Annotated in this window: 19 protein-coding genes; 16 read left to right on the top strand and 3 right to left on the bottom strand. The window is 30.6% G+C overall.

Annotated features, from left to right (window positions below):
- Window positions 1-42: 42 nt before the first annotated feature.
- The 5 genes from VN21_RS08515 (at window position 43) to VN21_RS08495 (ending at window position 6,176) form a co-directional block, all read left to right on the top strand.
- On the top strand, window positions 43-2,706 hold the full coding sequence (locus VN21_RS08515) for a glycoside hydrolase family 38 N-terminal domain-containing protein (RefSeq protein ID WP_046822869.1): 2,664 nt from the start codon (window positions 43-45) through the stop codon (window positions 2,704-2,706).
- On the top strand, window positions 2,699-4,393 hold the full coding sequence (locus VN21_RS08510) for an alpha-amylase family glycosyl hydrolase (RefSeq protein ID WP_046822868.1): 1,695 nt from the start codon (window positions 2,699-2,701) through the stop codon (window positions 4,391-4,393). Before VN21_RS08515 ends, VN21_RS08510 begins: the two co-directional genes overlap by 8 nt.
- 219 nt (window positions 4,394-4,612) lie before the next feature.
- A complete protein-coding gene (locus VN21_RS08505) occupies window positions 4,613-5,008 on the top strand; it encodes a GNAT family N-acetyltransferase (RefSeq protein WP_046822867.1) in 396 nt (131 codons plus the stop codon).
- Window positions 5,009-5,059: 51 nt separating this feature from the next.
- The gene (locus VN21_RS08500; protein ID WP_046822866.1) at window positions 5,060-5,683 is read left to right on the top strand and encodes a GyrI-like domain-containing protein; all 624 of its coding nucleotides are present in this window, start codon (window positions 5,060-5,062) and stop codon (window positions 5,681-5,683) included.
- Between the two features lie 82 nt (window positions 5,684-5,765).
- Window positions 5,766-6,176: a peptide deformylase gene (locus VN21_RS08495; RefSeq protein ID WP_046822865.1), complete on the top strand. Its 411-nt coding sequence runs from the start codon at window positions 5,766-5,768 to the stop codon at window positions 6,174-6,176.
- 54 nt (window positions 6,177-6,230) lie between these two features.
- Here VN21_RS08495 and VN21_RS08490 read toward each other — a convergent pair whose 3' ends face one another.
- Window positions 6,231-7,541: an NCS2 family permease gene (locus tag VN21_RS08490; RefSeq protein ID WP_046822864.1), complete on the bottom strand. Its 1,311-nt coding sequence runs from the start codon at window positions 7,539-7,541 to the stop codon at window positions 6,231-6,233.
- A 257-nt stretch (window positions 7,542-7,798) separates the two neighbouring features.
- Between VN21_RS08490 and VN21_RS08485 the strand changes: the two genes are divergently transcribed.
- The 9 genes from VN21_RS08485 (at window position 7,799) to xdh (ending at window position 21,721) form a co-directional block, all read left to right on the top strand.
- Window positions 7,799-9,595, top strand: a complete 1,797-nt coding sequence (locus tag VN21_RS08485) for a sigma-54-dependent Fis family transcriptional regulator (RefSeq protein ID WP_046822863.1) — start codon at window positions 7,799-7,801, stop codon at window positions 9,593-9,595.
- A 229-nt stretch (window positions 9,596-9,824) separates the two neighbouring features.
- Window positions 9,825-11,036, top strand: a complete 1,212-nt coding sequence (gene dpaL, locus VN21_RS08480) for a diaminopropionate ammonia-lyase (RefSeq protein ID WP_046822862.1) — start codon at window positions 9,825-9,827, stop codon at window positions 11,034-11,036.
- 34 nt (window positions 11,037-11,070) lie between these two features.
- Window positions 11,071-12,258 (top strand): YgeY family selenium metabolism-linked hydrolase, encoded by a 1,188-nt coding sequence (locus VN21_RS08475; RefSeq protein WP_046822861.1) that lies wholly within the window; start codon window positions 11,071-11,073, stop codon window positions 12,256-12,258.
- A 19-nt stretch (window positions 12,259-12,277) separates the two neighbouring features.
- Window positions 12,278-13,858, top strand: a complete 1,581-nt coding sequence (locus VN21_RS08470; RefSeq protein ID WP_046822860.1) for an N-acyl-D-amino-acid deacylase family protein — start codon at window positions 12,278-12,280, stop codon at window positions 13,856-13,858.
- 19 nt (window positions 13,859-13,877) lie between these two features.
- Window positions 13,878-15,206, top strand: coding sequence for a putative aminohydrolase SsnA (ssnA, locus tag VN21_RS08465; protein WP_046822859.1), 1,329 nt, complete (start codon window positions 13,878-13,880; stop codon window positions 15,204-15,206).
- A 27-nt stretch (window positions 15,207-15,233) separates the two neighbouring features.
- On the top strand, window positions 15,234-16,595 hold the full coding sequence (locus tag VN21_RS08460; RefSeq protein ID WP_046822858.1) for a nucleobase:cation symporter-2 family protein: 1,362 nt from the start codon (window positions 15,234-15,236) through the stop codon (window positions 16,593-16,595).
- A gap of 64 nt (window positions 16,596-16,659) precedes the next feature.
- A complete protein-coding gene (locus tag VN21_RS08455) occupies window positions 16,660-17,763 on the top strand; it encodes a 4Fe-4S binding protein (protein ID WP_046822857.1) in 1,104 nt (367 codons plus the stop codon).
- A gap of 15 nt (window positions 17,764-17,778) precedes the next feature.
- A complete protein-coding gene (gene hydA / locus VN21_RS08450; RefSeq protein WP_046822856.1) occupies window positions 17,779-19,152 on the top strand; it encodes a dihydropyrimidinase in 1,374 nt (457 codons plus the stop codon).
- 10 nt (window positions 19,153-19,162) lie between these two features.
- Entirely contained in the window at window positions 19,163-21,721 is a 2,559-nt protein-coding gene (gene xdh / locus VN21_RS08445) for a selenium-dependent xanthine dehydrogenase (protein WP_046822855.1), read from the top strand.
- A 50-nt stretch (window positions 21,722-21,771) separates the two neighbouring features.
- Here the strand turns inward: xdh and VN21_RS08440 are convergent, their stop codons facing one another.
- Window positions 21,772-22,410, bottom strand: a complete 639-nt coding sequence (locus VN21_RS08440) for a 4Fe-4S binding protein (RefSeq protein WP_046822854.1) — start codon at window positions 22,408-22,410, stop codon at window positions 21,772-21,774.
- 3 nt (window positions 22,411-22,413) lie between these two features.
- Entirely contained in the window at window positions 22,414-22,620 is a 207-nt protein-coding gene (locus VN21_RS08435) for a 4Fe-4S binding protein (RefSeq protein ID WP_046822853.1), read from the bottom strand.
- 134 nt (window positions 22,621-22,754) lie between these two features.
- Between VN21_RS08435 and VN21_RS08430 the strand changes: the two genes are divergently transcribed.
- Window positions 22,755-23,594: a MerR family transcriptional regulator gene (locus VN21_RS08430; protein WP_226896687.1), complete on the top strand. Its 840-nt coding sequence runs from the start codon at window positions 22,755-22,757 to the stop codon at window positions 23,592-23,594.
- A 98-nt stretch (window positions 23,595-23,692) separates the two neighbouring features.
- A complete protein-coding gene (locus tag VN21_RS08425; protein WP_046822852.1) occupies window positions 23,693-24,394 on the top strand; it encodes a B3/B4 domain-containing protein in 702 nt (233 codons plus the stop codon).
- Window positions 24,395-24,428: the final 34 nt, after the last annotated feature.

The following is a 24,428-nucleotide window of genomic DNA, read 5'->3' as shown; positions in this document are numbered from 1 at the left end:
GAAGATTATTTAAAAATATCAATATTTTAAATGGAGGAAGATATGAATAATAAGAAAAAAGTATATGTGGTACCTCATTCTCACTGGGATAGAGAGTGGTACTTTACAATAGAAGATTCAAATATATTGTTAGGTGAAAACATGCCATATTTAATGGATGTACTTGAAAATAATAAAGACTTTAAATCTTATACTTTTGATGCACAGTTATCAGTTGTAGAGGAGCTAATAAAGTTATATCCAGAAGAAAAGAAAAGGCTTAAAGAACTGGTAAGAGATAAAAGGATATTTGTTGGTCCTTGGTATACTCAAACAGATTCTATATTAGTAAACAAAGAATCTATAATTAGGAACCTTTTATATGGAACAAGACTAGGAAATGAATACGGTCATAGTATGAATGTAGGATATCTTCCAGATATATTTGGGCAAAATGCATATTTACCATCTATATTTAAGGGATTTGGAATAGAAGACAGTATATTACAAAGAGGTTTATACACCGATGACTTAAAGAAGAATTTAAACTTTAAGTGGGTATCTCCTGATAATGAAAGTATAAGAGCGAACAATATTTATTTAGGGTATGGACCAGGTAAATTTTTAGCTTCTGATGATGAGTATATATATGGTAAGCTGATACCTATGCTTAAAAAGCTAGAAAGTTTAAATAAGGATTGTGATAATTTGCTTTTACCATCTGGGGGAGATCAAGTTTTAGTAAGAGAGAATTTTCCTCAAATTATAAAAGAATTAAATGAAAAGCAAGATATTTATGAATTTGTATTATCTGATTATGAGACGTTTATGAATGATACTTGGGTTAAAGATTTTAAAAATGAAATATACGGAGAACTTATAGCATGTGAAAAATCAAGAATACACAATACTATAAAATCTCAAAGATATGACATAAAATATTTAAACACATTAGTAGAAAATAAAATACTTTACGTACTAGAGCCATTAGGTGTTATAGGAAAGTCATTAGGAATAAGTTACAAATCAAGATGGTTAGACGTTATGTGGAAGTTACTGTTTGATGCTCATGCCCATGATAGTATAGGTGGATGCAATTCAGATGATACAAATAGGGATATCATTGCAAGACTTGAAAAAGTTAATAGAATGTGTGATGGATTAATAAATATTATTAAAAAGCAAATTACAATAGCAGTGAGCAAACATTTAAATAGAGATGATTTATTATTAGTATTCAATACTAAGGCTAAGGATATGAACGAAATAATTGAGTCTGTAGTATTTACTAATGAAAAAAATATAGAAATAAAAACTTTAGATGGAGAGTCTTTAGAATTTACTATAAATAATCAAGAAAAGATAAGTGGAGGAAAACAGGTATTAGTAACTGCTGAAGGAGAAAAAGAAGTAGAGCTACAAGGATACTATAGAACTGAAGTGAGAATATCTGGTGTAAATATAAAAGCTATGGGATTTACTACCTTAATAGTTAGCGAAGATAATAAAAATTTAGGGTCAAAATTATTGGAATCTAAAGACCGAAGCATAGAAAATGATATATACAAATTAACTTTTAACGAGAATAACTTAGAATTAGTTAATAAACTTACTAAAGAAAAAATAGATAACCTGATTTACTTTGAAAATTGTGGAGATTACGGAGATTCGTATGATTTTTCACCATTAGACTCAGATGAAAATATATTATCAACAGAAGCTAATTTGATAGAGGTATGTAAAAGTGATTTGGTACAAACTATGATATTAAACCATGAAATAGTTGTGCCTTTTGATATAAAAGAAAGAAAGATAAATGAAAAATCTAAAACATTAGAAATATTAACAAAAATAGAAATGAGAAAAGGTGAAAACTTTATAAGAGTTTCACATGATATAGATAACAATATTAAAGATCATAGACTAAGAGTAGTGCACAATACAAATATAAATTCAAACTTTTCATTAAGCGATCAAGGATTCTCTGCGATAAAAAGACAAAATCATAATAAGTATTTAGATACTTGGATTGAAAGAAAATTTGCAGAAAAGCCAGTATGCATATATGGATTAGAAAACTTTGTTGCACTTAGAAATGATAATAATGCGTTTGGATTAATAACAAAGGGGATAAAGGAATATGAAGTTTTAGAAGATAAAAAGATAGCACTTACTTTATATAGAAGTGTTGGAGTATTAGGAAGAGACAACTTAGCCTGGAGACCTGGAAGAGCATCGGGGATAAATAATAAAGTAGTTTATACTAAGGATGCAGAGCTTATTAAGAGCATGAAATTTGAATATGCAATATACTTTAATGTATCTAATGAAGATGTATCAGAGTTATTTGAAGTAACGGACAGATTTATAAACAAATACACATCATATCAGAAGCAAGATTTAAATCTTTTTGAAGAAAGGTTAGAAAGGTTTGAAATACCTAAAAATCATACTATTAACCTATCAAATTATAGTTTATTTAGCATAAATAATGAAGATATATTTATGAGTGTATGTAAAGAAGCATATGAAAAAGATGGTATAATAGTAAGATTATTTAATCCAACGGCTACAACTAAGGAAGTAAGTATAAATAGTGATTATATAAAAGATATAATAATAACTAACTTGTATGAAAAAGAATTAGAAAGTTTAAATAGCAAAATAAAGATAAACCCTAAAGGATATGTGACATTAAAGTTACTAGGAGGAAAACACCATGGATAAGAATATGCTTTTAAAAAACATAGAAGAAAAAATTAAGTCTATATATAAAGAAGAATATAAGCCAGAATTTTTTGAAATAATGAAGTCTACAATAGAAAAATTTGAAGGTAAATGTTTTGACAAGGTAGAGGACATATCTGAGAAAAATATATACTTAATAACTTACGGTGATAGTATATATGAAGAAGGTATGCCTACTATAGATTCTTTAAATAAGTTTTTAAACAATAAAGTAGGAGATAGCATAACAGACATTCATATATTACCTATGTTTGAGTATACATCTGATGATGGTTTTTCAGTTGTTGACTATATGAAAATAGATGAAAAATTAGGAAACTGGGATAATATAAATATGATATCTAAAGATTATAGACTTATGTATGATTTTGTAGCAAATCACATATCAAAAAGTAGTAACTGGTTTAAAGGCTATTTAAATGGAGAAGAAAAATATCAAAATTATTTTATACCAAAAGATGAAACATTTGATTATTCAAAGGTAGTAAGACCTAGGACTTCTCCACTTATACACGAGTATGAAAGTAAAAATGGAACTAAAACTGCATGGACTACATTTAGTGAAGATCAGATAGATATAAATATAAAGTATTTCCCTGTTCTTATAGAAACTACAGAAATTCTACTAAACTATGCTTTAAATGGAGCAACATCTATAAGACTAGATGCTATAGGATTTTTATGGAAAGAATCAGGAACTAGCTGTATACATCTTCCTCAAACTCATATGATAATACAATTATGGAGAATAATATTAGACTATTTTAAACCTAACACTCAAATAATAACAGAAACTAATGTACCACATTTAGAAAATATAAGTTACTTTGGTGACACAAAAAATGAAGCTCATATGGTTTACCAATTTGCATTGCCACCGCTTACACTTCATGCTTTTACTGAACATGATTCAACAAAGCTAACAAATTGGGCAAGTACTATAGATAAAGTATCTGACAAGGCAACTTACTTTAATTTTTTATCAAGTCATGATGGTATAGGGATGAGACCTACTGAAGGAATACTTACGGAAGAAGAAAAACAAGTATTAGTAGATAAAACTATAACTAATGGTGGTAGAGTATCATATAAAAATAATGAAGATGGTACAAAGTCAGTTTATGAGTTAAACATAAATTATTTAGATGCTCTTTTAAATAAAGATGAGGATATAGAAGAGGATTTACAAGTACAAAAGATATTGTCAGCTCATTCTTTATTATTATCTTTTATAGGAGTCCCAGCTATATACTATCACTCATTATTAGGATCAAGGAATTATTATAAAGGAGTAGAAGAATCTGGAATTAATAGAAGAATAAACAGAGAGAAGCTAGAGTATAATAGGATTTGTGAGGAGTTGGAAAGTGATAGTAGAAGAAATAAGATATTTACAAAATTCAAGAAATTAATAGATACAAGAAAGTCAGAGAGTGCATTTTCTCCATATGGAACTCAAAAAGTATTAGATTTTGGAAATGAAATATTTTCATTAGAGCGTGAAAATAAAGAAACTAATGAAAAAATTTTATATATAGTAAATATTACATCTAAAGAAAAGACATTAGACTGTGGTGTTAGAGGAGTAAATATATTAGATGAATCAAGAATAGATGGAAAATTAACTTTAAAACCATATGGATTTGCGTGGATAAAAGTTAAGTAAAAAAAATTATCATTTAAATATTGGTAAAAGGACGTCTGAAAAATAGAAGATGTCCTTTTTTATTGTACTAACTAACAACGAAGTTAGACTATATTTTAGAAAAACGAGTAAAACTTCAGATAGAATAGATGGTAAAATAAATAAAAACTAATATACAATATTAAATAATACTATTATAGCTGGATAGTTAAATCTAAATACACAGAGGAGGTTAAAAATATGGATATAAGATACACGCCACCATCAGCAATAGAATATATTTCGCTAAGGCTAAGAACAGGAATGGGAGAAAAAGATTTAATAAAATCAGAAATAGCTTTGAAAAATTCATTATTTATAGTTTCTTTATGGGATAACAACGATTTGATTGGATTTGGAAGAATCGTTGGTGATAAAGGAATAACTTATGTTATTTCTGACATTATGGTAGATCCTAAGTATCAAGGACAAGGTTTTGGGCAGACAATTATGAAAGAAATTGATACTTATTTAGAACAAAATACTGACGAACATGCATATGTTTGTTTAATTGCAAATAAACCTGCTGATAAACTATATTCAAAATTTAAATTTGAATATGTAGAGCCAGAAGCTTGTGGCATGAAGAGAAAATAAGAAAATTCTATAAAAAAGTATAAAATAGTAATAATAAAGGAGGCGATATTCATGAAACATGAATGGAGAAAAAAACAAAAAGAATATTATATACCAAAAGAAAAACCTCAACTAGTAGAAATACCTGAATTCAAATTCCTAACTCTAAAAGGCCAAGGAAACCCAAATAGTGAAGGATTCTCAAAAGCTATAGAAACTCTATACTCGCTAGCTTATGCAATAAGAATGATGCCTAAAAAAGGTATTACCCCAGAAGGATATTTTGAATACACAGTATATCCATTAGAAGGAATATGGGACCTAACTGAAAAAGGCAGAGCTGAAGAAGTCCTTAACAAGGATGAGCTAGTTTACACATTAATGATTAGACAACCTGAATTTGTAAATGAAGAAGTTTTCAATATAGCTATGGATATTGCAAAAAAGAAAAAATTAAATCCATTATTAGAAAAAGTAGAGCTTAAAAATATTAAAGAAGGAACTTCAGTACAAATGCTTCACGTTGGACCTTATGATGATGAACCAAGAACTTTTTCAGCTATGGAAGAGTTTTGCAATGAAAATAATTTAAAGATAAAAACAAAAGCTCATAGAGAAATATATCTTTCAGATTTTAGAAAGACTGAAGTCGGAAAATTAAAAACTGTTCTTAGATATATGGTAGAAGAAAATTAATATTTTAATAATTTGACTGAAATACATACTTGTACTAATATAAACTTATATTAATTTAGATAAATCAGAGAGGTTATTAAGTATGATAAAAGCAGTTGTAAAGGATATATTATTTTTAGAACAAAAATCAGAGCTTGCAACAAAAGATGATGTAGACGTTATAAATGATTTAATAGATACATTAAGAGCAAATTTAGACCATTGTGTAGGAATGGCAGCTAATATGATCGGAGTAAAAAAGCGTATATTAGTATTTAGTGTAGGGGAGATGATAATTCCTATGGTGAATCCAGTTATACTAAAAAAAGAGATTCCTTATGAAGCTGAGGAAAGTTGTTTATCTTTAGAAGGATTTAGGAAAACAACTAGATATGAAAAAATAGAGGTAGAGTACCTAGATAGAAACTTTAAAAAACATAAACAAGTATTTACAGGATTTACAGCACAAATTATTCAACACGAAGTAGATCACTTCGAAGGAATAATAATATAGTATATAAATGAAAAAGGCGAGCACTATTTTAGAGCGATCGCCTTTTTTAATATGTTAATGGATAGTTCCCATAACTGTACTCATTACAAAGTTAAGAATAAACAATCCGCTAAGTACGTACATAGCTAAAGAAACATTTTTCCCTTTATTTATAACTAAATTAAGAATTGTATAAACTATAAATCCAATAGATATACCATTTACAATATTATAAGTAAAAGGTATTATCGTAATCATCAAGATTATAGATATAGTTTCTATCAAATCTCCTTTTTCTAGATCAAAGAAAGTCTGTATCATAAGTATTCCTATAAATATAAGAACACTACTTATAACACCATCTGGTATAAGTTTTAATACAGGTATTAAGAACAATGATAGTAAGAATAATGTAGCAGATGTAAATGCAGCTACTTTGCCTTTACCACCAACACTGATCCCTGAGAAGTTTTCAGCTGCAACTATAGTTGGACTTGTTCCACATATTCCAGCTATTATATTAGATATTCCAGTTACCTTAAACGATTTTTGGAAATCTTCTTCTCTTTTTAGAGCTCCTAATTGACCATATAAAATTCCCATATTTTCAAATACTATTACAATTGTTATAGAAAATACTGCTACCATAAACGGTATAGACCAAATATTTTTAAATGACATGCCTAAAAATACTTCTTTAATAGCACGTATGTTAAATCCTGCAAAATCTAAACTGCTTAGACTAGTTACTCCCATAATAAGTGATAATACTGTACCGATTATTATGCTTATAAGTAAGTTACCTGGTACATTTTTCATATTTAATATCAATATGATAATTAAAGTTATTATACTTAAAAGGGTTTCCTTGTCTGCTATATTACCAATACCTATCATAGTATTTTCATTACCTACAACAAGACCACTTTTTTGAAGACCTATGAATAAGATCAAAAACCCTACACCTGTAGTTATTGCATGTTTTAAGTTATTAGGTATTGAGTTCATAAGAATTGTAGTTAGTTTTGTACTCGCTATTAAAGTGAATATTATTCCACTTACTAATACTGCAGCTAAACCTTCTTGCCATGATAGCCCCATTGATTGAACAATAGTATAAGTAAATAATGAATTTATTCCCATTCCAGGGACTAATATAAGTGGAGCATCTGAGATTACTCCCATAAGAATTGTAGATATAGTACATGTAAGTACTGTAGCTATCATAGCCGCATCTGGACTTATATCTGCATCAGATAATATCAATGCATTAGTCATTATAATATAAACGCTGGCTATGAATGTTGTGATTCCTGCTAAAATCTCTGTTTTTAAACTTTGTGTTGCAATTGATTCTAATTTACTGCTTGATAGTTTTTGTTCCATCCTTCTTCCTCTTTATTTTGGTTCCCTCGCCCGCCCACATTGATTAATGCCCATATATATTACCACTATTTTTTTTTATTGTCTATAATTCTAGTGAAGTTTATTGTCGATTTTTCTGTTAAAAATATTGATACAGAGAAAATAAATAAATTGAAAAGTTTATGTAAATTAATAAGTTAGTTAATTATATTTGATAGTCAATTATGATAAAATATAGTCAATATGTGAAACTTACTAACAAAGGGGAAATATATCAAATGGCGAGTATGTTAAAACAAGTTCAAGAAGAAATGACCAAATATGTGGAAACAATAGCGAGCGTATTGAATGTAGATATTGAAATTGTAGATGATAGGTTAGTCAGAATTGGGGGTTCTGGAATTTACAAATATAAAGAAAATGAGGTTCTTGTATCTAGTGGTTATATATATAGCCAAGTTATTAGCACAGGAAATGATATAACAGTAGTTGATATAGCTAGTCATGAAATTTGTAGTAATTGTAGTAGGCTTAGTAAGTGCCTTGATAAAATGATTTTAGCTGTGCCCATTAAGTATAGTGGGCGCACAATTGGTGTTATAGGGGCAATAAGTACTGATAAAGAAAAGAAAAAAGAAGTACGTAAAAAGTTAAAATCTTATTTAGAGTTTATACATCATATTTCAGATTTGATTTCTATAAAAGTAAATGAATTTGAAGATAGTAAGTATATTGATAAAGAGATGGAAATGTTTAGAGATATAATTGATAATATTGAAAAAGGTGTGCTGATTTTAGATCCAGGAAGAAAGATATCATATATAAATAATATAGCAAAGAAAAGATTAAATATTTTTGATGATCCAATAGGCAAATTAGTAGAAATAAGAGCCATAGAACAAAATGAAGATAATAATGAGATGTTAAGCTTTAGTATAGATGACAAAGTTTATCATACTACATATAAAATAATACCTGTTCATCCTTATATTAACAATTATGATAAGCTTCTAATTTTTGATGAAGTTAAGGAAAATAAAGATCAAAAAATAAATACTAAGTGGGAAGTTAAAAAAATAGATTCTATAATTGGTAATAGCGAAGCTATGAAGCTAGTTAAAATTAGAACTAAGAGAGTTGCACAATCTAACTCAACAGTTTTAATAACTGGTGAAAGTGGAACAGGTAAAGAGTTAATTGCAAAGTCAATCCATGCAGAAGGAAATAGATGTACTAAACCGTTTATAGCTATAAACTGTGCAGCTATTCCAGAAGCACTATTAGAAAGCGAGCTTTTTGGATATGCAAAAGGAGCTTTTAGTGGGGCAAGTAATGAAGGCAAAATAGGAAAGTTTGAGTTAGCTAATACGGGAGTAATATTTTTAGATGAGATAGGAGATTTATCTGTACATTTACAAGCTAAATTATTAAGAGTTTTACAAGAGAGAAAGTTAGTTAGGATAGGGTCTAATAAAATTATAGATTTAGATATAAGGGTAATAGCAGCTACGAATCAAAATATACTAGATTTAGTTAATAGCGGTAAGTTTAGAAGTGACTTGTATTATAGATTAAATGTAATGCCTATTAATTTACCACCACTTAGAGATAGAAAAGAAGATATTAAAGATATATTTATGAATATATTAACTAGATATTCAATAGAATTCGACATAGATGTAAAGAAAATTGAAGAATCTGTGATGAATAAGTTGATTAATTATTATTGGCCGGGAAATATAAGAGAATTAGAAAACTCAGCGGAATATATGATGAATATAATAGGAGAAGATGGAATAATATCAGAAGATATGTTACCAATAGATATAATCAAGTACTATGAAAAGAACAATAGTAAAATAAAAGAAATAAGTACTACAAATAAAAATACTAACAGTAGTAATATAGTAAGAATTGATAATTATGAAGATATTTTAACTATGAAAGAATTAGAGTTGTTTTATATAAACAGTATACTTGATAAATATGGAAGAGATACAAAAGCTAAAAAGGAAATAGCTAAAAAACTTGGAATAGGTGTATCTACTTTATATAGAAAACTAGATGAAAATTAAATAATTCTCAAAATGAAAATTCTCAAATCGGTAAAAATTCCCGATTTGAGAATTTTTTTATTATATAGGGAAAGTGATTAGGGATAGTTAAAAATATAAAATGTGAGTGAATTAACAAAGTTTTAGTTTGAAAAACTAGGTTTTAAGGATTCTTTAGAAAATAAATTTAAGTTTGGCATATTAATTGCTTTATACAAATTACGAAAACATTTATACAAGGGGGAGAATTATGAGAGAAATAAAATGGAAATTAAATAACCTACCAAAGAATGAAAATAAGGAAAAGACTATAGAGTTTTTAAATGATGAAGAGATAAGTAAAGTGAAATCTTTCCACGAAAGTTTCCCACAATATACAAAAACACCATTAGTTAAATTAGATAATTTAGCTGAAGTATTAGGAGTTGGCGGAGTTTTCGTAAAAGATGAATCATATAGATTTGGGTTAAATGCATTTAAGGTGCTAGGCGGATCGTTTGCTATGGCAAGACATATGGCTGAAAAATTAGGAATGGATATATCAGAATTAACTTATGAAAAATTAATATCTGATGAAGTTAGAGCAAAGCTTGGAGATATGACATTCTTTACGGCTACTGATGGAAACCACGGAAGAGGGGTTGCTTGGACTGCAAATAAATTAAAGCAAAAATCAGTAGTTTATATGCCAAAAGGATCATCAATAACAAGATTAAACAACATCAAAGCTGAAGGAGCAGATGCAAGTATAACTGATCTTAACTACGATGATGCTGTTAGATTAGCAGATGAAGATGCAAAAAAAGTTGGAGGACTTATAGTTCAAGATACAGCATGGGATGGTTATGAAGATATTCCTGCTTGGATAATGCAAGGGTACGGAACAATGGCTAAAGAAGCAGTGGAACAATTAAAAGAGTACGGAGTAGAAAGACCTACACATGTATTTGTTCAAGCTGGAGTTGGATCTCTTGCAGGTGCAGTACAAGGATACATAGCTAATGCATTTGATGAGTGTCCTATAACAGTAGTAGTAGAAGCTGATGAAGCAGATTGTTTCTACAAATCTGCAGAAGCTGGAGATGGAAAACCAAGATTTGTTGGTGGAGATATGCCTACAATAATGGCTGGCCTTGCTTGTGGAGAGCCAAATACAATAGGATTTGAAATATTAAAGAACTATTCAGGAGCTTTCGTTTCAGCACCAGATTGGGTTTCAGCTAAAGGAATGAGAGTATTAGGAAATCCATTAACAGGAGATACAAAAGTTATATCAGGAGAATCAGGAGCTGTAACAACAGGATTATTAGCAGCTATGATGAGCGATGATAAATTAAAAGATCTTAGAGACGCATTAAAACTAGATAAAGATTCTAGAGTATTACTAATAAGTACTGAAGGGGACACAGATCCAGAGAAATACAGAAGCATAGTTTGGGACGGAGAATGTGCAAGTATATAGATAATAATTAGAAAAATTAAGGGGGATTAATAGGATGTTAAATGAACAAAGAAAACAAGAATTAACTGAATTATGTCAATCGTTAATAAGAAATGCAAGTTATTCAGGACATGAAGAAAATGTAGTTAAAGCAATAGAAGAAAACTTCAAAAAACTAGGATTTGATAGTTGGTTTAGAGATGAATACGGAAACATAATAGGTTGTATCAAAGGTAATAAAGAAGGAAAGAAAATATTATTTGATGGACATATAGACACAGTAGAAGTACCAGATGAAAGTAAGTGGACATTCCCTCCATTTGGTGGAGTTATAAATGATGGAAAAATATATGGTAGAGGTACTTCTGATATGAAAGGTCAGTTAAGTGCAATGATAGCTGCTGTTTCATACTTTGCAGAAGATACAAAGAAAGATTTTGAAGGTGAATTATATGTAGCAGGTGTAGTTCATGAAGAAATATTTGAAGGAATAGCAGCTAGAAAAATAAGTGAAGCTGTTAAGCCAGACTATGTTGTTATAGGAGAATCTTCAGAACTTAACTTAAAGATAGGGCAAAGAGGTAGAGGAGAAATAGTAGTAGAAACTTTCGGGAAACCAGCTCACTCTGCTAATCCACACAAAGGAATAAATGCAGTATATAAAATGTCTAAGATAATAGAAAAAATACAAAATCTAGAGCCACCTACTCACCCAGTATTAGGACCTGGAATATTAGTTTTAACTGATATAAAATCTTCTCCATACCCAGGGGCTTCAGTAGTACCAGATTATTGTAAAGCTACTTTTGATAGAAGATTATTAGTAGGAGAAAATAAAGAAGGAGTACTAGCTCCAATACAAGCATTATTAGATGAAATGATGAAAGAAGATCCGGAGCTAGATGCTAAAGTTTCTTATGCTATAGGATGTGAAGGATGCTATACAGGAAATAAAATAGAAGGTGAAAGATTCTTCCCAGGTTGGTTATATGATGAGCAAGATGAGTTTGTTCAAGCAGCATATAAAGGATTAAAAGAAGCTGGAATAGATAGTCAAATAACTCAATACTCATTCTGTACAAATGGAAGTCACTATGCAGGTGAAGCAGGAATAAAAACAATAGGATTTGGACCTTCAAAAGAAAATCTTGCTCATACAATAGATGAATATATAGAACAAGAACAATTATTTATAGGAGCAGAAGGTTACTACGGAATACTTAAATCAGTTTATAAAAAATAAATAAATAGGGGTAAGTGTTATGAAAATTTTAATAAAGCAAGGGCTAGTAGTTGATGGTAATAATACAGCACCATTTATAGGGGATGTGTTAATTAATGATGATAAGATAAGTAAAATATCAACTGAGATTACAGAAGATGTAGATAGGATAATAGATGCAAGAGGTAGAGTAGTATGTCCTGGTTTTATAGATACTCATAGCCACTCAGACCTTATGATTTTAGTAAATCCATTTAATGAAATAAAGATAAGACAAGGAATAACAACAGAAGTATTGGGGCAAGATGGTATATCTATGTCCCCACTTCCTAAAGAATTTATTCCTTCATGGAGAAAAAATCTAGCAGGCCTAGATGGTGAAAGTGACGAGATAGATTGGGAATATGAAACTACTGATAACTATCTTACTATGATGGAAGATAACGGAGTAGGATTAAATGAAACTTACTTAGTTCCTCATGGAAATATTAGAATGGAAGCTATGGGATTAGAAGATAGACCAGCAACTAAAGAAGAAATTCAAAAGATGTGTGAAATTACAGAAAGAGAATTAAAAGCAGGCGCTATTGGATTATCTACAGGGCTTATATATATACCATGTGCTTATTCTATGACTGAAGAGATAATAGAAATGTGCAAGGTTGTTGCAAAATATGATGGAGTATTTGTTGTTCATCAAAGAAGTGAAGCTGATACGATTCTTACATCTATGGAAGAAATAATAACTATAGGAAAAGAATCTGGGGTTAAGGTTCATTTTTCACATTTCAAAGTATGTGGAAAAGATAACTGGAAGTACATACCACAAGTTTTAGAGTTATTGGAAAAAGTTAAATTAGAAGGTATCAAAGTTTCGTTTGATCAATATCCATATGCTGCAGGTAGTACCATGCTTGGAGTAGTTCTTCCTCCTTGGGCACATTCAGGAGGAACAGATAAACTATTAGAAAGATTACAAAATGAAGATGATAGAAATAGAATGAAAAAAGATATCGAAAATGGAATAGAAGGTTGGGATAACTTTATTCAATTTGCAGGTATAGATCAAATTTTTGTTACAAGTGTAAAGAATAAAAAGAATGAAAATACAATAGGTAAAAGTCTATTAGAAATAGGTGAAATGAGAGGTAAAGATCCTGTTGATGCTACTATGGACCTATTATTAGAAGAAGAAAATGCAGTTGGAATGGTAGATTTTTATGGATTAGAAGAGCATATTATAACTTTTATGAAGAGAGAAGAACAAAATGTTTGTACAGATGGTCTATTATCAGGAAAGCCACATCCAAGAGCATACGGATCATTCCCTAAAATATTAGGAAGATATGTTAGAGAACTAGGAGTATTGACTTTACAAGAAGCAGTTCATAAAATGACCAAAAAAGCTGCACAAAGTTTCAGTATAAAAGATAGAGGTCAACTAAAAGAGGGATACTTTGCAGATATAGTTATATTCGATAAAGACAAAGTTTCAGGGTGTGATGATTATATTAATTCTACTCAATATCCAACAGGTATAGACTATGTAATCATAAATGGAAACTGCGTAATTGAAGAAAATGAATATAAACATATTAAGGCTGGTAAAGTATTGAGATAACCTTAGGAGGTATCAAAACATGATATTAGTTGGAAATGGGAGATTGATAACTAAAAATGAGCAAAATCCATATATAGATGACGGTTGTGTAGTTATCGAAGGTAATGTTATAAAAGAGATTGGTTCAACTAAAGAAATGAAGGAAAAGTACTCAGATTATGAGTTCATAGATGCGAATAAAAAGGTAATAATGCCAGGGCTTATAAACACTCATATGCATATATATAGTTCTTTTGCTAGGGGGATGGCGGTACCAGGAAAACCATCAGAAAATTTTATGGAAATCTTAGAAAACTTATGGTGGAGATTAGATAAAAAACTTACTTTAGAAGATACAAAATATAGTGCTTATTCAACTTATATAGATTGTATAAAAAATGGAGTTACAACAGTATTTGATCACCACGCGAGTCCATTTGCTATAGAGGGAAGTTTGTTTACTATAAAAGATGTAGCTAAGAATTTAGGAATTAGAACTAACCTTTGTTATGAAGTATCTGATAGAGATGGATTAAAAACGATAGACCAAGGAATTCAGGAAAACGTTAATTTTATAAAATTTGCTAAAGATGATGAATCAGATATGGTAAAAGGTATGTTTGGACTTCATGCAGCTTTTACATTATCTGATGAAACTTTAGAAAAATGTGCAAATGAAATGGCTAATCTAGATGCTGGATATCATGTACATACAGCAGAGGGGATAGATGATGTCATTATAAATAAAGAAAAATACAATAAAAAGGTTGTACAAAGATTAAATGATTTCAATGTTTTAAATGACAAAACTATAGCAGTTCACTGTATTCATATAGATTCTGAAGAAATGGAATTAATAAAAGAAAATAAATCTTTTGTTGTACATAATCCAGAATCTAATATGGGAAATGCAGTAGGATGTTCTCCTGTAGTTCATTTACTAAACAAAGGAATAACTGTTGGATTAGGAACTGATGGATATACAAGTGATATGTTTGAATCTTTAAAGGTTGCAAATATAATACACAAACATCAATTAAGAGATCCAAGAGTTGGATGGGCAGAAGCTCCAACTATGTTATTTGAAAACAACAGAAAAATAGCTAGTAAGCATTATAAAAAAGATCTAGGAGTTTTAAAAGAGGGAGCATATGCTGATGTAATAGTTGTAGATTATATACCGCATACTCCGCTTAATGAAAATACAGAAAATGGACACATAATATTTGGGATGACAGGAAGAAGCGTTGATACAACCATTATAAATGGAAAAGTATTGATGAAGGATAGAATTTTATTAAATATTGATGAAGAGTCGATATTAGCAAAGAGTAGAGAGATGAGCAACAAGTTGTGGGATAGAATATAAAAAAATAATATAAAAGGGGGACTATAAATGTCTCAAGAAAAAAGCCCTAAAATAGCTCCAGTGGATGAGAGAATACCGGTATCCAAGTCGTGGATATTCTCATTACAACACGTACTAGCAATGTGTGCAGGAGCGGTGGCAGTTCCTATGATGGTAGGAAGTGCTGCAGGACTAGACCATGAAAGTATAGTTTTTTTAATTAGTGCTTGTATATTTATGGCGGGGGTAGGAACGCTGATACAAGCTTTTGGGATAGGAAATATTGCAGGTGCTAAGATTCCGGTAATCGAAGGAACTAGCTTTGCGGCTGTTGCAGCCATGACATCTATAGCTTCATCATATCAAGACCCAAATCTAGCTATGCAAACTGTGTTTGGGGCAGTTATGGCAGCGGGATTGTTTTGTATAATAATAGCTCCAGTATTTGAAAAAATAATAAGATTTTTCCCAAAAGTAGTTACAGGAACAGTAGTACTTGTAATTGGGGTATCTCTATTACCAGTTGGGATTAAGTGGATAACTGATAGTAAAGTAGGTCCAGCTGAACCGTCTCAAGTAGGATTAGCATTAGCTGTTTTAGCTATAACTATTGTGCTATTTAAGTATTTAAGAGGGGTCTGGAATAGTGCAGCAATACTTTTTGCAATAGTAATCGGAACAGTATTAGCAGCTGCGTTAGGTATGGCTGATTTTAGTAATGTAGCTAGTGCAAGTTGGTTTAGTGTTAATGTACCTTTAAAATTTGGTATGCCGGTATTTGAACCATCAGCAGTAATATCTTTAGGATTAATAATGTTAGTACTAATGACTGAATCATTAGGAAACATGATGGCAATACATGAGATGGTAGATAAAGATATAGATGGCGCAAATATAAAAAGAGCATTAAGAGGAGATGGTATCTCAACTTTTCTATCTAGTATATTCAACTCATTCCCAATAACTCCATTTGCTCAAAATACAGGGCTTGTTGGATTGATGGGAATAAAGTCAAGATACATAGCGATACATGCAGGTATTATCTTATTGGTATTAGGATTTATACCTAAATTTGCATCAATAATAGCAGCAATACCGAAACAGGTTCTTGGTGGAGTAGGATTCGCAATGTTTGGGATGGTTTTAGTAGGTGGAATAAGAACGTTAAGCAAAGTTGAATTTAATGGGACAAAAAATGGAGTAATTGTAGCAATAAGTGTAGGATTGGCAATGATACCTTTAGCGAATCCTGATTTTTATCATAACTTCCCAAATTGGGTGCAAACAATATTCCATAGTGGTATAACAACAGGAAGTTTAGCAGCAGTTATACTGAATATATTCTTTAATGAATTAGGAAGTAAAAAAGAATCAAACAATGATAATGAAACAGATGAGAAAGCAGTTTAAATATATTAATTAGACTGCGTTTTGTGAAAATATAAACAAAAATGAAAAAGGGGAGATTAAAAAAATGGCAAATTTAAAAGTTAAAATACACGATATGGAGTTTCCAAATCCAATAATGACAGCAGCAGGACCAGGAGCTAAAGATGGAGATTTATGTATAGAAGCTGTAAAAGGTGGAGCAGGAGGTATATGCACAAAAACTATATCTGTACTTCCAGCAGACGTACCAAGACCATGTATGGCAAATACTAACAGTGGTTTCTTAAATACAGAGTTATGGTCTGAATTACCAAAGGAACAATGGATAGCTGAAGAATATGCAAAAGCTAAAAGTGCAGGAGTTCCAGTAATAATAAGTATGGGATATACAGCAGAAGATATCGCTAAAGTAGCACCACTTGTTAAGCCTTATGCAGATGCAGTTGAGTTATCTACACATTATGTAGGAACAGATGTTACTCCTATAGTAAATGCTTTAAAAGCTGCAAAAGCTGCATTAGACGTACCAGTATTTATGAAAATGAGTCCTCACACTGATATACAAACAATTGCAAAAGCTGTTGAAGAAGCAGGAGCAGATGGTCTTGTAATGATAAATTCGTTTGGACCGTGTATGGCAATAGATGTTGAAACAGGATTCCCTATAATGGGAAGTAAAACGGGATACGGATGGTTATCAGGAGCTCCAATAAGACCGTTAGCAGTAAGATGTATATACGAAGCTTCTAAAGTTGTAAATATACCAATAATAGGTGTAGGTGGAATAACTTGCGGAAGAGATGTTGCTGAAATGATGATGGCTGGAGCTTCAGCAGTACAAACTTGTACAGAAGCAATACTTAAAGGACCACAAGTATACGGAAAAATAGCTAGAGAATTAAATGAATTCTTAGAAGCAAATGGATATTCAGATGTAAACGAAATAAAAGGATTAGCACATAAGAAAGTTCAAGAGATGGAATTTAGAACTCATGCGGTAGTACCACAAGTAGATCAAGATAAATGTATAAAGTGTAAAAAATGCGTAACAAGTTGTGTATATGAAGCAATTGAAGTTGGAGATGAAATGGTTATAGATGAAGATAAATGTTTTGGATGCGGATTATGCGTAACACGATGTCCAAAGAGAGCATTAACAATGCAAATGGGTGCTGTAGAAGCAAAGTAAAGGCAGGAAATTAAAATGGGGCTAATTTTACAAGGTGGAACAATAGTAACGGATGTAAAATCCTATAAAGCAGATGTAAGAATTGAAAATGAAAAAATAGCTGAAATTGGAGCTGATTTATTTAAAGAAGGAGATAAGATAGTACCTATAAATGGGTGCTATCTTGTACCTGGAGGAATAGATACCCATACTCATTTTGACTTAGATGTTGGAATTACAATAACAGCTGATAATTTTGAAACAGGAACTAAAGCAGCTATAGTTGGAGGTACAACTACAATACTAGATTTTGCTACTCAATCAAAAGGACATACGTTAAATGATGGTCTTAGAGAATGGCATGATAAATCTAGGGGAAGATGCTATTCAGATTATGGATTTCATATGGCTATAACAGATTGGAGTGATAATACATCCAAAGAAATGAAAGATATGATAAATGAGGGTGTTACATCATTTAAAATGTATATGGCATATAAGGATACACTACAAGTTGATGATGGAATTATATTTAAAGCTTTGAAAAGAGCTAAGGAGTTAGGAGTGCTTATAGGATTCCACTGCGAAAATGGAGATATAATAAGTGAGCTAATAAATGAGTGTAAAAAGAATAATCAATTGTCACCTAAATACCACCAACTAAGTAGACCATCAGATGTAGAGGTAGAGGCTACTTATAGATTAATGAAAATTGCAAAGACTGCAAATGCACCTGTATATGTAGTTCATTTAAGTTCAAAGGATGCGTTAGAAGAAGTTAAAAAAGCTAGATTAGATGGGGTTAAAGTATATACAGAAACTTGCCCACAATATTTGCTTTTAGATGATAAATTATATGATTTAGATGGTTTTGAAAGTGCTAAGTATGTAATGTCACCACCACTTAGAAAAAAAGCAGACAATGAGGCTTTATGGAAAGCTTTAGAAGAGGGAGACATTGATGCTATAGGAACAGATCATTGTTCATTTAACTATAAAGGCCAAAAGGATATTGGAATAAATGATTTTAGCAAAATTCCAAATGGGGGTCCAGGAGTTGAACATAGAATGGGTCTTTTATATACATACGGAGTTAAAGAAGGAAAAATAAGTATGAACAAATTTGTAGAGTTAACGTCTACAAAAGCAGCAAAGTTATTTGGAATGTATCCTCAAAAAGGGAGCATTGAAGTAGGTAGCGATGCAGATATAGTGGTTATAGATCCTGAAATTAAAAATACAATAAGTTCAGAAAATCAAACTCAAAATACGGACTATACTCCATATGAAGGATACGAAGTTGATTGCCAGTTTAGGCATGTATTTTTAAGGGGGATTGAAGTTATAAAAGAAGGAAAGTTAACAGTAGAACATCCTACTGGAAAGTATATAGTAAGAACTATAAACTAGGGGGTCATATATGTTTGAATTCACATTAAACGGGGAAACTGTTCAAGCAAAAGAAAATAAAAAACTACTAGAGTTTTTAAGAGAAGATATGAACATAACTTCTGTAAAAAATGGATGTGCAGAGGGTGCATGTGGAACTTGTATGGTTATTATAGATGGTAAAGCTACAAAAGCTTGCGTATTTAATACACAAAAGCTAGTAGGTAAAAATATTGTTACCATAGAAGGAATGTCTGAGAAAGAAATGGATGCATATGCATATGCATTTACAAATGCAGGAGCAGTACAATGTGGGTTCTGCATACCTGGAATGGTAATAAGTTCTAAAGCATTACTAGATATAAATCCAGATCCAACAGAAGCAGAGATAAGAAAAGCTTTAAGAGGAAACATATGTAGATGTACAGGATATGTAAAGATAGTAGAAGCGGTAAAGCAAGCTGCTAAAATAATTAGAGAAAATATAGAAGTTCCCAAAGTTGAGTGTAAGGGGCTTGTTGGAGATAAATTACATAGAGTTGATGCAGTGGCAAAAACTTTAGGTAAAGCAGAGTATGTAGATGATATTAGAATAGATGGAATGATTTATGGATCTGCAGTAAGAACTATGTATCCAAGGGCTTTAGTAAAAAAAATTGATATAGAAGAAGCTAAAAAATATCCAGGTGTAGTAGCTGTATTAACAGCTAAAGATATACCTGGAACAATAAAAGTAGGGCACTTAAAGAAAGACTGGGATACGTTAATTCCAGAAGGTGAAATTACTAGATACCTAGGAGACTCAGTAGCATTAGTTGCTGCAAAATCAAAGGAAGCTTTAGAAGAAGCTAAGAAATTAGTAAAAGTTGATTATGAAGAATTAAAACCTTTAACTTGTCCAGAAGAAGCATTACAAGAAGATGCTCCGGAAATTCATGAAGGTGGAAATATTTTAGTAGAAAAAGAGTTAGTAAGAGGAAATGCTGATGAAAAAATAAAAAATTCTAAGTATGTAGTAACAAGAAGATATTCTGTTCCATTTAATGAACATGCTTTTTTAGAACCAGAATGTGCAGTAGCTGGTCCTTATGAAGATGATGGTGTAATAATATACTCTTCGGATCAAGGAGTATATGCGACTCAACATGAGTGTGCAGATATGCTAGGCCTTCCACATGAAAAAGTTAGAGTAATAAATAAAATGGTTGGCGGAGGATTTGGAGGTAAAGAGGATATGAGTGTTCAACATCATGCTGCTTTACTTGCATATCACACGAAGAAGTATGTAAAGGTTCAATTAACTAGAAAAGAAAGTATAATAGTGCATCCAAAGAAGCATGCAATGGAGATGGAATTTACAACTTCATGTGATAAAAATGGATACTTAACAGCACTAAAAGCTAAAATAGTTTCAGATACTGGGGCCTATGCATCACTAGGAGGTCCTGTATTAGAGAGAGCATGTACACATGCAGCAGGACCTTATAACTATCAAGATATAGATATACATGGTAAGGCTGTGTATACAAATAATCCTCCAGGAGGAGCATTTAGAGGATTTGGAGTAACGCAAAGCTGCTTTGCCACAGAATCTAATTTGAATTTACTAGCGGAAATGGTAGGAATATCTCCATGGGAGATAAGATATAGAAATGCTATAAGACCAGGGCAAGTATTACCAAATGGACAAATAGCAGATGAAGGAACAGCTATGGTAGAAACACTAGAAGCTGTTAAGAAAGAGTATGATAAATACCCTTATGCAGGAATAGCTTGTGCTATGAAAAATGCAGGGGTAGGAGTAGGAATACCTGATATAGGTAGATGCAAGTTAGCTATAAAAGGTGGGAAAATACATTTAAGAACAAGTGCATCTTGTATAGGCCAAGGATTAGCGACAACGATGATTCAAATGCTTTGTCAGACTACAGGTTTAAAACCAGAAGATGTTATATACCAAGCACCTGATACTCATCTAACTCCTGACTCAGGAAATACTACAGCATCTAGACAAACTGTATTTACAGGAGAGGCAACGAAAAATGCATGTCTTCAACTTAAAAAAGAACTAGATTCTGGGAAAACAATAAATGACTTAGAAGGTCAAGAATTTTTAGGAACATATTCAAGTGTGACAGACAGAATGGGATCTGATAAAGAAAATCCAGTAAGTCACGTTGCTTATGGATATGCTACTCAAGTTGTAATATTAGATGAAAATGGAAAGTTAGAAAAAGTTATAGCTGCACATGATGTTGGTAGAGCAGTTAATCCAATTAATGTTGAAGGTCAAATCGAAGGTGGAGTGGTAATGTCGTTAGGATACGCACTTACCGAAACTTATCCATTAGAAAATTGTGTACCTAAAGCTAAATATGGAACACTAGGGCTTTTTAAATCAACAGATGCTCCACCAATAGAACCTATAGTAATAGAAAAAAATAAATATGGATTGGCATATGGAGCTAAAGGCATAGGTGAAATAACAGCAATCCCAACAGCACCTGCAACAGCAAATGCTTATTATAGATTTGATAAAGAGTTTAGAACTAGCTTACCTCTTATAAATACACCGTATAAGAAAAAATAAAATGTTAATTAATAAAAAATAGACCCCTTTTGTACGGGGTCTATTTTTATTTACTTTGAGCTACATCCGGTAGAGCAAGAAGTACAACCTGATTCACAACCAAAGCCTTCTATCGGTTTATATTTTGCTTTAGAAATAAGCTGAGTCATAGTTCCCATTGGACAGTAAACACACCAAGATTTTGGTTTATATAGCATCATAGTTATAATACCAAGTATTGAAGATGTAAGCATCATACTATAAAATCCAAATGCAAATTGAGCAACCCATGGCGAAACCATACTTACATCAGCCCAATGCCAAGGCACTTTGAATGTCCATATTAAAGTAATGACTTCTTTTAAGTCTTTTGCACTACTAAACACTAAGTAAGTAGTATTTAACATAGATACGAACATAGTTAAAAAGAATACTAAAAATCCATATCTAAACCACTTGCTTTTTAAGAAGTTAGGGATATCTTTATTTCTCGAAAGTTTAAGTTTAGTACCCATTAGGTCCAACATTTGCCCCCTACCACAGTAAACATTACAATATTTTTTCCCTCCGCCAGCTAGAGAGATTATTAAAGGAATTGAGAAGCATAAAAGTCCTAACCATGCAAATAATATATTAAAAAGTCCTAATGTTAAATAAGCTACACTCAAAATCCACATATAATCAGTAAGTTTCTTTTTATTTTTCTTCATATATTAGACCACCTCCATAGTTTTAATATTTATAACTGATGCTGGACAAGATTTAGCACATTTTCCGCAACCAACACATTTTTCAGTATCTATTTTTGCGAATACTCCTTGTTCTATATTTATGATTTGAAGTGGACACACTTTTACGCATGAACCACAAGCTACACAAAGATCAGTATCAACAATTGCTTTTCTTTTTATTTTAGCCATATATTTACCTCCGTTTTAAAAAATGAATTTTCTAAATTATATAATTAATCTAAATTTAATTCTGTAACTTAATCACTAAAAATACAACGAGTGATATAATTAACTAAAAAACATTGATTATAGAGAGGATATAAATGAGTAATAAAACTAATATAAAAGATTTATTTACAATAGGAGAAATAGCGATTTTATTTGATATTAATAAAAAAACATTAAGATATTATGATGAAATAGATTTATTTAAGCCAAGTTATATAGACGAAAAAAACAACTATAGATATTACACAACAAATCAATTTGAAAAATTAAATACTATAATTTATCTAAAAAGCATGGAGATACCTCTAAGTAAAATAAAATATTATTTAGACAATAGAAGTATAAACAACATGCTTAACTTATTTGAAATTCAAGAAGAAGCAATTAAGAAAAAGATAGAAGAATTAGAAATTATACAAAACAAAGTTAAGGGTAGGATTAATAAAATAAAAGATTCAATAGATTATGAAAAAATAAATAAAATAATAGAAGCGGATATTGATGAGAGGTCTATTGTTTTATTAAAGGAAGAGGTTAAAACAAACAAAGACTTAGAGATTTCTATTAGAAAGCTAGAAAATAAGGCAAATAAAAAGTCATCTATATTTTTAGGAGAAGTAGGCGTTTCTATATCTAAAGATAAATTGAAAAATAAATTATTCAAAGATTATGACTCAACTTTTATTTTTGTAGAAAATAAAAAATATAGTAAAGAAATAAGCAAAATTTTACCTAAAGGAAAATATATATGTCTAAGATTTAATGGATTACATGATGATTCTGATATTTATTATGAAAGAATTTTAAAATATATAGAAGAAAATAACTATGAAATATTAGAGGATTCGATAGAAATAACCTTAGTAGATTCAGGATTAACTACAAATTCTTCAGAATATGTAACAGAAATACAAATACTAGTAAAAATATATTGACATTCCAGCTACTGGAATGTTTATTATTTTTTATAATAAATATGGTAGTAAAATACGAGTTTTATTATAAATAGGACTCAAAGTTTTGGAGGATTAATATGAAATTTAGTGTATCAAGTGAAGTATTTGAAAAGTTAGATAATGTTTGTTTTGGAGTTATAGTAGCAAAAGGAATTGATAATAGTTTAGTAAAAAATGATATTGTAGAAAAATTAGATCAATCAATAAAAGACTGTGAAGATAAATTTAAAGATACTAAGGTTAAAGAATTAGAGGGCATACTATGTTATAGAGATGCATTTAAAGAATTAGGAATTAACCCCAATAAATTTATGAGTTCTATTGAAGCTATGCTTACTAGAACATCTAAAGGTAAAGGGCTACCTAACATAAGTCCTATTGTAGATTTAGGAAATGCAGTATCTTTAAAATATATGGTTCCATTAGGAGCACATGATATAGACACATTAGATGGGGACATAGAGGTTAGATTTTCTAAAGAAGGGGATGGTTTTATTCCTTTAGGAACTGAAGAAACAGAAATTTTGGAAGATGGAGAATTGATTTATTCAGCAGGAGATAATGTAAGAACAAGAAGATGGATATGGAGACAAAGCGAGCAAGGAAAAATCACCAATGAAAGTAAAAATATATTTTTCCCTATAGATGGATTTACAAATAAAAACTATGATAGTGTTATGTCGGCAAGAGATGAATTAGCAAATTTATTAAAAGAAGTATTTTCTTGTGATGTAAAGGTAGGATTTATAGATAAAAACAATACAGAATTTGAAATATAAAAATTTGTATAGGGATAATTATAATATTTAGAAT

This window comes from Paraclostridium benzoelyticum (assembly GCF_001006285.1).
Lineage (GTDB): Bacteria > Bacillota > Clostridia > Peptostreptococcales > Peptostreptococcaceae > Paraclostridium > Paraclostridium benzoelyticum.
The sequence above is the reverse complement of the archived record's forward strand: the minus strand, read 5'-3'. Positions and strand labels throughout refer to the sequence as shown.